At 56.5% G+C, this 11,526-nt stretch carries 11 protein-coding genes and 1 pseudogene; all 12 read right to left on the reverse strand.

The window, feature by feature from the left end; genetic code table 11:
- Nucleotides 1–86 precede the first annotated feature (86 nt).
- Nucleotides 87–524: pseudogene (locus ACQKPC_RS29660) on the reverse strand (F0F1 ATP synthase subunit alpha); the annotation flags it as partial.
- 21 nt (nucleotides 525–545) lie between these two features.
- On the reverse strand, nucleotides 546–1,082 hold the full coding sequence (locus ACQKPC_RS29665; protein ID WP_007903030.1) for a F0F1 ATP synthase subunit delta: 537 nt from the start codon (nucleotides 1,080–1,082) through the stop codon (nucleotides 546–548).
- Between the two features lie 12 nt (nucleotides 1,083–1,094).
- The gene (locus ACQKPC_RS29670; RefSeq protein WP_063342029.1) at nucleotides 1,095–1,565 is read right to left on the reverse strand and encodes a F0F1 ATP synthase subunit B; all 471 of its coding nucleotides are present in this window, start codon (nucleotides 1,563–1,565) and stop codon (nucleotides 1,095–1,097) included.
- Between the two features lie 57 nt (nucleotides 1,566–1,622).
- Nucleotides 1,623–1,880 (reverse strand): F0F1 ATP synthase subunit C, encoded by a 258-nt coding sequence (atpE, locus tag ACQKPC_RS29675; RefSeq protein WP_002555987.1) that lies wholly within the window; start codon nucleotides 1,878–1,880, stop codon nucleotides 1,623–1,625.
- A gap of 134 nt (nucleotides 1,881–2,014) precedes the next feature.
- On the reverse strand, nucleotides 2,015–2,884 hold the full coding sequence (gene atpB / locus ACQKPC_RS29680; RefSeq protein WP_192345182.1) for a F0F1 ATP synthase subunit A: 870 nt from the start codon (nucleotides 2,882–2,884) through the stop codon (nucleotides 2,015–2,017).
- Nucleotides 2,885–2,900: 16 nt separating this feature from the next.
- A complete protein-coding gene (locus ACQKPC_RS29685) occupies nucleotides 2,901–3,308 on the reverse strand; it encodes a F0F1 ATP synthase subunit I (RefSeq protein WP_007903021.1) in 408 nt (135 codons plus the stop codon).
- 148 nt (nucleotides 3,309–3,456) lie between these two features.
- Entirely contained in the window at nucleotides 3,457–4,329 is an 873-nt protein-coding gene (locus tag ACQKPC_RS29690) for a ParB/RepB/Spo0J family partition protein (RefSeq protein ID WP_305424387.1), read from the reverse strand.
- Nucleotides 4,330–4,338: 9 nt separating this feature from the next.
- Nucleotides 4,339–5,136: a ParA family protein gene (locus ACQKPC_RS29695; protein WP_008007890.1), complete on the reverse strand. Its 798-nt coding sequence runs from the start codon at nucleotides 5,134–5,136 to the stop codon at nucleotides 4,339–4,341.
- An 18-nt stretch (nucleotides 5,137–5,154) separates the two neighbouring features.
- The gene (rsmG, locus tag ACQKPC_RS29700) at nucleotides 5,155–5,799 is read right to left on the reverse strand and encodes a 16S rRNA (guanine(527)-N(7))-methyltransferase RsmG (protein ID WP_007903014.1); all 645 of its coding nucleotides are present in this window, start codon (nucleotides 5,797–5,799) and stop codon (nucleotides 5,155–5,157) included.
- Nucleotides 5,796–7,688, reverse strand: a complete 1,893-nt coding sequence (gene mnmG, locus ACQKPC_RS29705; RefSeq protein ID WP_427628220.1) for a tRNA uridine-5-carboxymethylaminomethyl(34) synthesis enzyme MnmG — start codon at nucleotides 7,686–7,688, stop codon at nucleotides 5,796–5,798. The genes rsmG and mnmG overlap by 4 nt, the downstream gene beginning before the upstream one ends.
- A gap of 552 nt (nucleotides 7,689–8,240) precedes the next feature.
- Nucleotides 8,241–9,611, reverse strand: coding sequence for a tRNA uridine-5-carboxymethylaminomethyl(34) synthesis GTPase MnmE (mnmE, locus tag ACQKPC_RS29710; protein ID WP_008073644.1), 1,371 nt, complete (start codon nucleotides 9,609–9,611; stop codon nucleotides 8,241–8,243).
- A gap of 79 nt (nucleotides 9,612–9,690) precedes the next feature.
- Complete coding sequence (gene yidC / locus ACQKPC_RS29715) at nucleotides 9,691–11,379, reverse strand: membrane protein insertase YidC (protein ID WP_123495588.1); 1,689 nt, start codon at nucleotides 11,377–11,379, stop codon at nucleotides 9,691–9,693.
- Nucleotides 11,380–11,526 lie beyond the last annotated feature (147 nt).

Consider the following 11,526-nt stretch of genomic DNA (forward strand, 5'->3'; position numbering starts at 1 on the left):
GAGACTGCCGGAAAAATACACTTGAGTCTTGCCGGTGCCAGCGAAACTCGCATCGAGCCGTTCGGCGCCATTCACGGTTGCAGGTAAGGCAAAAGTACCGACTTACGCCAGATCACGCCTGGAGCAACTTTCTCGACCGCATCGGTCTCGGTGTTGTTCAGCGGACCTTTGCCGTCAACTGGGTTACCCAGTGCGTCGACTACGCGACCCAGCAGTTCCTTACCAACTGGAACTTCGAGGATGCGGCCGGTGCACTTGGCGCTCATGCCTTCAGCCAGAGACTGGTAGGAGCCCAATACAACGGCACCTACAGAGTCTTGCTCAAGGTTGAGAGCCATACCGAAGACGCCGCCCGGAAACTCGATCATCTCGCCGTACATGACGTCGGCCAGACCGTGAATCCGCACGATACCGTCAGATACGCTGACGACAGTGCCTTCGTTACGGGCTTGAGAGGTCACATCGAGCTTGTCGATGCGGCCCTTGATAATTTCACTTATTTCGGAAGGATTGAGTTGCTGCATTGCTCTGCTGCCCCTTCAAACTCAAGATTTCAATGCTTCGGCAAGGTTCGCGAGTTTGCCGCGAACCGAGCCATCGATAACCAGGTCGCCGGCGCGGATGACAATGCCCCCAATCAGGGATTTGTCTTCCTCGACTTGCAGGCGCACTTCCCGGTTGAGTCGTGCACTGAGAACCTTGGCGAGTTTGTCTTGCTGTTCTTGGTTCAATGCAAAAGCACTGGTCACTTCAACGTCTACCGACTTCTCTTGTTCAGCCTTGTACAGGTCGAACAGAGCGGATATCTCCGGCAAAAGCGGGAGACGGTCGTTTTCGGCAACGACGTTAATGAAGTTCTGTGCCTTGGCATCAAACTTGTCGCCGCACACGTCAATAAACGTGGCGGCCTTGTTTGCGCTCGTCAGTCGCGGGGCCTTGAGCACGCGCTGCATGGTGTCGTCTTGCGACACTGCTGCAGCCAGGCCGAGCATGGCTGACCAAGAGGCCAGTTGCTGGTGGGCCTGGGCGTGCTCGAAGGCTGCCTTAGCGTAAGGTCGGGCCAACGTGGTCAATTCTGCCATGATCGCCCTCGCTTAAATTTCAGCAGCCAGTTTGTTTACCAGCTCCGCGTGCGCGTTTTGATCGATTGTGGCACCCAGGATCTTCTCGGCGCCGCCGACAGCCAGTGCACCCAGTTGGGCACGCAGCGCGTCTTTGACACTGTTCAGTTCCTGCTCGATCTCGGCCTGAGCCTGAACCTTCACACGGTCAGCGTCGATACGGGCTTTTTCAACAGCCTCGTCAACGATCTGATTACCGCGTTTCTTGGCTTGCTCAATGATTTCAGCTGCCTGAGCTTTCGCTTCGCGCAGTTGCTGACCCACTTTCTCATGGGCCAACTCCAGGTCGCGAGCTGCTCGGCTGGCAGCGTCCAGTCCATCCGCGATCTTCTTCTGACGTTCGTGCAAAGCCGCGATGACCGGAGGCCACACGAACTTCATGCAAAACAGTACAAAAATGAAGAACGCAACGGACTGGCCAATCAGGGTTGCATTAATGTTCACGCCAACACCTCGCTCGTTCGTTGCACATCACACCAATCAACTCGAAGGTTCGAGTGATTAGCCAGCGAGTTGACCAACGAATGGGTTCGCGAAGGTGAAGAACAAAGCGATACCAACACCGATCATGGTTACGGCGTCGAGCAGACCGGCAACGATGAACATTTTGACTTGCAGCATTGGAACCATTTCTGGCTGACGCGCTGCGCCTTCCAGGAACTTGCCGCCCAACAGGCCGAAACCAATTGCGGTACCCAGTGCGCCCAGGCCGATCAACAGTGCAACAGCGATAGCGGTTAGACCAACTACAGTTTCCATCTTTCCTCCCGACTTTTACGTCGTATGGTTTAGGTTTTTTAGATTTTAAAGCGGTAAAACAAATCGTTTCATAGCCCTGTTCGGGCACCCACCCGTTTGACCGGGTGGGACATCAGACTAGTCTGAGACTGGTCTTAATGGTTCTCTTCGTGCGCCATCGACAGGTAGACGATGGTCAGCATCATGAAGATAAACGCCTGCAGGGTGATGATCAGGATGTGGAACACAGCCCACGCCCACTGCAGAACTACGCCCAGGCCGCTAAGCCAGAGCAGACCGCTGCCGAACATCACAGCAATCAGAATGAAGACCAGCTCGCCGGCGTACATGTTGCCGAACAGACGCAGTGCCAGAGAGATTGGCTTGGCCACCAGCGTCACGAACTCCAGCAGGAAGTTCACCGGAATCAGCAGGGCTTGAACGAAGATGTTCTTGCTGCCGAACGGGTGCAGGGTCAGTTCGCCAATGAAACCGCTGATGCCCTTGACCTTGATGCTGTAGAAAATGATCAACGCGAATACCGACAGGGACATACCCAGGGTCGCATTCGGGTCAGTGGTAGGAACGGCACGGAAGACCAGGTGCGGGTCGCCGGTAATGATGGCAGCCAGCTTCGGAATCCAGTCAACCGGTACCAGGTCGACGGCGTTCATCAGAAACACCCAGACAAAAATCGTCAGGGCCAATGGCGCGATCAATGGATTACGACCGTGGAAAGTATCTTTCACGCTGCCGTCGACGAACTCGATCAGAACCTCGACGAAGTTCTGCAGGCCGCCAGGTTGACCGGAAGTCGCCTTCTTTGCCGCCATGCGGAAAAGAAGAACGAAAATCAGACCCAACGCGACCGACCAGCCGAGAGTATCGACGTGGAAAGCCCAGAAGCCCATTTCTTTGGCTTCTGCTGCGGTATGGGCAAAACCCCACCCGCCAGTTGGGTGCTGACCGAAGGTCAGGTTCTGCAAGTGGTGCTGGATATAGCCCGAAGCGGTTGTCTCTGCCATGGTTGCCTCAAACGCCCTAAGGTCTCGAAAGTCTTGTTCTCATTAGCAGGGGAGCGAACCAGCTAACCAGTTGGGTCAGCACGAAGACGCCGAATACTGCTAACGGCGCCAGTGGCTTCACACCTGCAAACGTCAATGCAAACAGCACTGCCGTCAAAATCAGTTTGCCCGCCTCGCCGGCATAAAAAGACCGGACGATGGCTTGAGCTGCTCGGGCGCCGGAAAACCGAAATGCCCTGTGAGCGAAATAAATATTGGGGAGCAAGGCTATCAGGCCTCCGCAGAGCCCTGAGTACCCGGCAACGACTCCATGCCATTGCCAGAGCGCCAAAGCGGCAATCAGCAAAACGACAAATTGAGCCATTAACACCGGAAAAACTGCCAGGCGATGGAACGGCAAGCGGTCTGGCGTGCGGTTTTCCATCTCTTTTGCTCCCCAATGGTCGGCTGCCAGAATTCAATAACTTGGCATAATTTGTGCCGACAAAATGCGCGCAGAGTATAGGGGCGGTTCTGCCCCTATTCAACTGTCAGGTAGTGATTTCCGACTTCACGCTACATGAGGAATTGTTTCAGCGGATGTGTGCGAGCACACCTTGAAGCTCATCAAGAGAGTTGTAGCCGATCACTAGCTGCCCCTTACCCTTCTTTCCGTGGCGGATCTGCACCGCAGAGCCTAGGCGCTCGGCCAGACGCTGCTCGAGCCGGGCGATATCCGGGTCCGGTTTTGCAGGTTCCACAGGCTCCGGTTTGCCACTCAACCACTGGCGAACCAGTGCTTCAGTCTGGCGCACAGTCAGCCCCCGTGCGACAACGTGTCGCGCCCCTTCAACTTGTTGATTTTCCGGTAAACCGAGCAAGGCACGGGCATGACCCATTTCCAGGTCGCCGTGAGACAGCATGGTTTTGATGACTTCCGGCAGCGCAATCAGACGCAACAGATTGGCCACGGTGACGCGGGATTTACCCACAGCCTCGGCAACTTGTTGCTGAGTCAGCTGGAATTCCTGCTGCAAACGCTGCAAGGCCACCGCTTCTTCGATCGGATTGAGGTCTTCACGCTGGATGTTCTCGATCAGCGCCATGGCGATGGCGGTTTCATCCGGCACATCGCGAACCATCGCCGGGATGGTTTCCTGGCCAGCCTGCTGGCTGGCACGCCAGCGGCGTTCGCCGGCGATGATTTCGAAGCGCCCGCTGCCGATCGGGCGCACCACGATCGGCTGCATCACGCCCTGGGCCCTGATCGACTGCGCCAGCTCTTCCAGCGCCTGAGGATCCATGTCCCGACGCGGCTGGTACTTGCCACGCTGGATCAGGTCCAGGGGCAGGTGCTGCAGCTCACGCTGGTCGGCTTGTACCGCTTGCTCTTCCAGAGAGCTGACAGTCGGACCACTCAGCAGTGCATCCAGTCCACGTCCGAGACCTCGTTTCTTGACGGCCATGGGGATTCCTTAAGTTGCCTGAGCAGCGGCGATGCGTGAGTTTTTGCGCTGACGGCGAACCATCTCGCCAGCCAATGCCAGATAGGCAATCGCGCCCCGCGATGATTTGTCGTACGCCAGCGCCGGCATGCCATAGCTTGGCGCTTCGGCCAGGCGGATGTTGCGTGGAATGACGGTGTCGTAGAGCTGATCGCCGAAGTGTTCCTTGAGCTGCGCCGATACGTCGTTCATCAGGCTCAGGCGCGGGTCGTACATGGTCCGCAAAAGGCCTTCGACTTTCAGGTTAGGGTTCAGCAGTTCGGCAATGCGCTTGATGTTATCCACAAGGTCGCTCAACCCTTCGAGCGCGAAGTACTCGCACTGCATGGGGATAATCACCCCGTCGGCGGCAACCAGCGCATTGAGCGTCAACATCGACAGCGACGGCGGGCAGTCGATCAAAATGTAATCGTAGTTTTCACGGATCGGCGCCAACGCACTGCGTAGACGGCTTTCCTTCATCTGCATTTCCAGCAGAACGACTTCGGCCGCGGTCAGGTCGCGGTTGGCCGGCAGCAATTGATAACCGCCATGCTCGGAATAGTGCATGGCCTGGGCCAGATCGCATTCGCCGATCAGCAGGTCGTAGACCGAGTTTTCCAGGCCGTGTTTATCCACACCGCTACCCATGGTGGCGTTGCCTTGTGGATCGAGATCGATCAACAGCACCCGACGCTTGGTAGCGACCAGGGAAGCTGCGAGGTTGATGCAGGTGGTGGTCTTGCCCACACCACCCTTTTGGTTCGCTATCGCGAATACCTTAGCCATTCTTGCTTGTGTTCCCAATCATGCCGTGCGGCGCAGTATCAGCAGATGGCGTTGGCCTTGGCAACCGGGTACGGCCAGGGCGTGTTCGCTATCGAGGTGGAAGTCTGCCGGCAATGCTACCAGCTCATCGGCGGGATGAACGCCCTTCATTGCCAGCCAACGTGTTTCGGCGTCGCCCAAATGGCGAGTCCAGTTGCTGAAGTTCTCCATGCTGCTGAACGCACGGGAAATGATCCCGTTGAATGGCAGTTCAGGCTGGAAGGCTTCGACGCGACTGTGGATAACTTGCAGGTTATCCAGTTTGAGTTCGAGTTTGACCTGGGTCAGGAAGCGGGTTTTCTTGCCGTTGCTGTCCAGGCAGGTCACTTGCGACTCGGGAAACAGGATCGCCAGGGGAATCCCTGGCATGCCGCCGCCACTGCCCACATCCAGCCAGCGGCCGTTTTCGATGAAGGACATAACGCTCAGGCTGTCGAGCAAATGCCGTGAAACCATTTCGTCCGGATCACGCACGGCCGTGAGGTTGTAGGCCTTGTTCCATTTTATCAACAGGGCCAGATAACCCAGCAGCTGTGCATGCTGGGCGTCCGTCAGGTTTACACCGAGCTGGCGAGCACCTGTGGATAACTCTTCGGCGTGTTGCGAGGTGACCAACGAACTCAAGCGCTTTGCTCCAACTGACGGCCCGCGCCGCGTTTTTTCAAATGAATCATCAACAGCGAAATCGCTGCCGGGGTCACGCCCGGAATACGCGACGCCTGGCCCAGGGTCTCTGGACGGGTCGCGCCGAGCTTGCTCTGGATCTCTTTCGAGAGACCGGAGATGTTCGTGTAATCGATATCCACAGGCAGTTTGGTGTCTTCGCTGGCCCGCAGACGCGCGATTTCATCCTGTTGACGATCGATGTAACCGGCGTATTTGGTCTTGATTTCGACCTGTTCGGCGACCTGTGGATCTTCTGCGCCCCCACCGGTCACGGCGACCAGACCAGCGTAGTCGATTTCCGGACGGCTCAGCAGGTTGAGCAAATTGTATTCGTGGGTCAGCGGCGTACCGAACTTCTCGGAAATTGCATCGCCCTGCTCGGTGCCCGGGCGAACCCAGGTACTTTTCAGGCGTTGCTCTTCCAGATCGATGCTTTCGCGTTTTTTGCAGAACGCGGCCCAACGCACGTCATCCACCAGACCCAACTCGCGACCTTTTTCGGTCAAGCGCAGGTCGGCGTTGTCTTCGCGCAGGATCAAACGGTATTCGGCGCGGGACGTGAACATCCGATACGGTTCCTGGGTACCCAGGGTAATCAGGTCGTCGACCAAAACGCCGATGTACGCCTCGTCGCGACGCGGGCACCAGGCATCTTTGCCCTGAGCGCGCAGTGCGGCGTTGGCTCCGGCCAGCAAACCTTGGGCGCCGGCTTCTTCGTAACCGGTGGTGCCGTTGATTTGCCCGGCGAAGAACAGACCGCCGATCACTTTGGTTTCCAGGCTGTACTTCAGGTCACGCGGGTCGAAGTAGTCGTACTCGATGGCGTAGCCCGGACGAACGATGTGCGCGTTTTCCATGCCGCGGATCGATTGCACGATCTGCAATTGCACATCGAACGGCAGGGAAGTGGATATCCCGTTCGGGTACAGCTCGTGGGTGGTCAGACCTTCCGGCTCGATGAAGACCTGGTGGCTTTCCTTGTCGGCAAAGCGGTGGATTTTGTCTTCAATCGATGGGCAATAACGCGGGCCGATGCCTTCGATCACGCCGGAATACATCGGCGAACGATCAAGGTTCGCAGCAATGATTTCGTGGGTACGGGCGTTGGTGTGGGTAATCCAGCAGCTGACCTGTTTCGGATGCTGCTCTTTGGAGCCCATGAACGACATCACCGGAATCGGCGTATCCCCCGCTTGCTCGGTCATCACCGAGAAATCCACAGAGCGACCGTCGATACGCGGCGGTGTACCGGTTTTCAGGCGACCGACACGCAATGGCAGTTCACGCAGACGATGAGCGAGGGCAATCGACGGCGGGTCACCGGCGCGACCTCCGGAATAATTCTGCATGCCGATGTGGATAAGTCCACCGAGGAAGGTGCCGGTGGTCAACACCACGGAATCTGCAAAGAAACGCAGACCCATTTGGGTGACAACACCGCGCACTTGTTCCTGCTCGACGATCAGGTCGTCAGCAGCTTGTTGAAATATCCACAGGTTCGGCTGGTTTTCCAAAGCTTCGCGGACAGCGGCCTTGTACAGAACCCGATCTGCCTGAGCGCGGGTTGCACGCACGGCTGGGCCTTTGCGGCTGTTCAATACGCGAAACTGAATACCACCTTTATCGGTAGCCATGGCCATCGCGCCGCCCAGGGCATCGATTTCTTTAACCAAATGGCTTTTGCCGATACCGCCAATGGCTGGGTTGCAACTCATGGCACCGAGGGTTTCCACGTTATGCGTCAGCAACAGGGTTTTTGCCCCCATACGTGCTGACGCCAGTGCTGCCTCGGTACCGGCATGACCGCCGCCGATGACGATCACTTCAAAACGGGAAGGGAAATCCACCACGCACCTCGTGCCTGCTTCAGTCAGGTAATCCGGAAATAGTTTGAGCTCAGGTTTTTGGACCTGGTCGGCAAGTATAGGGACTTCGCCCTTCCTAAAGAACCCTTTGCACAAAATTTAACCAGCTGTGGAGAAGTCGGGGTTATAGAAATTAAAAAGAGAGAAATTTATTAAATCTTTGTTTTTATGTTTATTTCTACTGAGCCACCTTTCTGTGGATAGATTGGTACAGCCCTTTATTTTCAATGTGTACAGAGATTCAAAACCCTGTGGTCATGTGCCAAGGAGGCCCTTGGATAACCGGTTTAAGCCTGTGGATGAAAGGGATGGTTATCCACAGAGGTGATTATCTTCAGTTTTCAGGCCCTGTTATCAACTGCCCTTAGCGGCACTTATTCACAGGGCTTAATCCACAGAAAAGCCGCCGAATGAGCAAATCCCGGGCAAGGGGAATCCGCTCAAGCGAAGAATCTGCTCGGCACTGGGGAAAAATTTCAGGAAAGGAGAGAACAGACAGGCCCGAATGGCCTGTCTGTGAACGGCTGAAGGGACTTATTTACCGATACAGAAGCTGGAAAAGATCCTTCCCAGCAGATCATCAGAGCTGAATGCTCCGGTGATTTCGCCCAAAGACTGCTGCGCCTGTCGCAAATCTTCGGCCAGCAACTCACCAGCCCCCGCTAATGTCAGTTGCGCACGGCCATGCTCCAGGGATGCACTCGCATGACGCAGTGCCTCCAGATGACGTCTGCGAGCACTGAAGCTGCTTTCGGACGTCTGCTCGTAACCCATGCAGGCCTTGAGGTGCTCCCGCAGCAACTCCAGGCCTTCGCCGGCAGATCTCGCACTGAGGCTGATCGTAACGTGGCCATCGTTGCTGACTTCCAGGGCAATCGCTTCCCCCGTCAGGTCAGCCTTGTTGCGGATCAGCGTAACTTTCGCCGGATCCGGGCGGGTTTCGAGGAATTCAGGCCATAAGGCAAAGGGATCAAGGGCCTCGGGAGCTGTGGCATCGACCACCAGCAACACCCGATCTGCCTCTCCGATGGCTTTCAACGCCCGTTCGACGCCAATTTTTTCCACCTGATCATCGGTATCGCGCAGGCCAGCAGTGTCGACCACGTGCAACGGCATGCCATCGATGTGGATATGTTCGCGAAGAATGTCCCGGGTAGTACCGGCAATCTCGGTCACGATCGCAGCTTCACGTCCGGCCAAGGCGTTCAGAAGGCTGGACTTGCCGGCATTCGGCCGTCCGGCGATCACCACGGTCATGCCGTCGCGCAGCAATGCCCCTTGCCCGGCTTCACGCAGTACTGTGGATAATTCGTCGCGCACTTTGTCGAGCATGCTCAGGACATGGCCGTCGGCGAGGAAGTCGATTTCTTCTTCGGGGAAGTCGATGGCTGCTTCGACGTAAATACGCAGGCCTATCAGTTGCTCAGTGAGGTTATGCACACGCTGGGAAAACGCACCCTGCAACGAACGCAGGGCGTTTCGTGCTGCCTGTGCAGAACTTGCCTCGATCAAGTCGGCAATGGCTTCGGCCTGAGCCAGATCGAGCTTGTCGTTGAGGAAGGCGCGCTCGCTGAATTCCCCCGGCCGGGCCAGACGACAGCCCAGTTCCAAACAACGTTTGAGCAGCATATCCAGAACGATCGGCCCGCCGTGGCCCTGCAGCTCAAGCACATCTTCGCCGGTGAACGAGTTCGGTCCAGGGAAATAAAGCGCGATGCCTTCGTCCAGCACCTCTTCGTTTGCACTGAGGAACGGGCCGTAATGGGCAAACCGCGGTTTCAATTCACGGCCGCTGATGGCTTTGGCCGCCAGACTCGCCAGCGGCCCGGAAATACGGACGATGCCCACCCCGCCGCGACCTTGAGCGGTGGCGACGGCAGCGATGGTTTCACGAGGAACGCTCATAAAGCGGTATCCAGACAAAAGTGACAGATAGCAAAACGCCCCACTAGGGGGCGTTTTGAGTGGTTATCCACAGAGTAAGTTACGCCTCGGCTTTTTTGGTAGCCGCTTCGATCTTACGCGTGATGTACCACTGTTGGGCAATCGACAATACGTTGTTCACTACCCAGTACAGTACCAGACCCGCCGGGAACCACAGGAAGAAGAAGGTGAAGATGATTGGCATCATTTTCATGACCTTCGCCTGCATCGGATCCGGAGGAGTCGGGTTCAACTGCTGCTGGATGAACATGGTTGCACCCATGATGATCGGCAGAATGAAGAACGGATCCTTGATCGACAGGTCAGTAATCCACAGCATGAACGGTGCCTGGCGCATTTCCACGCTTTCCAGCAGAACCCAGTACAGCGAAAGGAAAACCGGCATCTGCACCAGGATTGGCAAGCAGCCACCCAGCGGATTGATCTTCTCTTTCTTGTACAGCTCCATCATGGCTTGCGACATTTTCTGCCGGTCGTCGCCATGTTGCTCTTTCAGCGCAGCCAGTTTCGGTGCCACTGCACGCATGCGCGCCATGGATTTGTAGCTGGCAGCCGACAGTGGGAAGAAAATCCCCTTGATCAGCATGGTCAGGAAGATGATCGACCAGCCCCAGTTACCGACCAGCGCGTGGATATGTTGCAGCAACCAGAAGATTGGCTGGGCAATGAACCACAGAATGCCGTAGTCGACGGTCAGTTCCAGACCTGGGGACAACTCTTTCAGGACAGCCTGGCTTTTCGGGCCTGCGTACAGAACGGCGCTGGTTTCGGCTTTTGCACCTGGCGCGACGGTCATTGCCGGAGCGGTGTAGCCGATGATGTAGTTGCCTTTGCTGTCTTTACGGGTCTGGACGATGTTGTTTTCGCCCTTGACCGGAATCCACGCAGTCACGAAGTAGTGCTGCAACCAGGCAACCCAACCACCAGTGACGGTTTCTTTCAGCTGAGCCTTGTCCATGTCGCTCATCGACACTTTCTTGTACGGCTCGTTACTTGTCCACAGGGCGGCGCCCAGGTAAGTCGCGGTGCCGGTGGCTGTGCTGGAAGATGGATCGGAGCTGGCATCACGCTTCAATTGCGCGAACATTGCACCGGACCAGGGCTGAGCGCTCTGGTTGTCGATCAGGTAGGAAACGGTTACGTCATACAGGCCACGTTTCAGCGTGAAACGCTTGATGTAGTTGACACCGTCCTTGCTGAACTTCAGGTCTGCGACCAATTGGTCTTGACCGTCAGCCAGTTGATAAATCTTCTTCTCGGAGGAGTAAACCGGACGACCGGCAGGACTTGCGTCCGGACCGTTGGTGCCGATCAGGCCACTCTGAGCCAGATAAGTCCGCTCGTTGCCGTTATCAAACAGCTGGAATGGAATTTCCGGATGATCCTGGCGACGTGGATACAGCGGCAACGTCAACTGGGCAACATCGCCACCTTGTGGGTCGATTGCCAGGTTGAGCACATCCGTTTTGATCTGGATGAGGTCTTTGCTTGCAGCTACTGGTGTTTCAGCAGGTGCAGTTGCACTGGTATCGCTTGTGGCGCGTGGAATGTCGTCACTGACAGAAGCATTATTGCCAGTCGCCGTATCCGGTAGGCCCGGTGCGGTAGTACTGGAAGCAACATTCTGAGTCGGCAGGGCAGCCTGGCCATAGTCCTGGTTCCATTTAAGGACCATAACGTAGGACACGATTGCCAGGGCGACGATCAGGATCGTGCGTTTGATATCCATGATTACTCGGCCATCGAAGAAGAACGGGAGGTAGGGATAGATGGAACCGGGAAGGAAGAAGATCAACCCCAGCACCAGCAGCAAGCCGAACACCAGTTGCGTCAATTGTCCGGCCACACCGATGCTGACAGCCGGTGCAGCGGCCGC

The sequence above is a fragment of the Pseudomonas sp. NPDC089918 genome, assembly GCF_050280605.1.
Lineage (GTDB): Bacteria > Pseudomonadota > Gammaproteobacteria > Pseudomonadales > Pseudomonadaceae > Aquipseudomonas.

Bases quoted from the DNA above. Each gene is read 5' to 3' on its own strand.
- ACQKPC_RS29665 (WP_007903030.1), bottom strand. From the start codon at position 1,082: ATGGCAGAATTGACCACGTTGGCCCGACCTTACGCTAAGGCAGCCTTC.
- atpE (WP_002555987.1), bottom strand. From the start codon at position 1,880: ATGGAAACTGTAGTTGGTCTAACCGCTATCGCTGTTGCACTGTTGATC.
- atpB (WP_192345182.1), bottom strand. From the start codon at position 2,884: ATGGCAGAGACAACCGCTTCGGGCTATATCCAGCACCACTTGCAGAAC.
- ACQKPC_RS29685 (WP_007903021.1), bottom strand. From the start codon at position 3,308: ATGGAAAACCGCACGCCAGACCGCTTGCCGTTCCATCGCCTGGCAGTT.
- ACQKPC_RS29690 (WP_305424387.1), bottom strand. From the start codon at position 4,329: ATGGCCGTCAAGAAACGAGGTCTCGGACGTGGACTGGATGCACTGCTG.
- ACQKPC_RS29695 (WP_008007890.1), bottom strand. From the start codon at position 5,136: ATGGCTAAGGTATTCGCGATAGCGAACCAAAAGGGTGGTGTGGGCAAG.
- mnmE (WP_008073644.1), bottom strand. From the start codon at position 9,611: ATGAGCGTTCCTCGTGAAACCATCGCTGCCGTCGCCACCGCTCAAGGT.
- yidC (WP_123495588.1), bottom strand. From the start codon at position 11,379: ATGGATATCAAACGCACGATCCTGATCGTCGCCCTGGCAATCGTGTCC.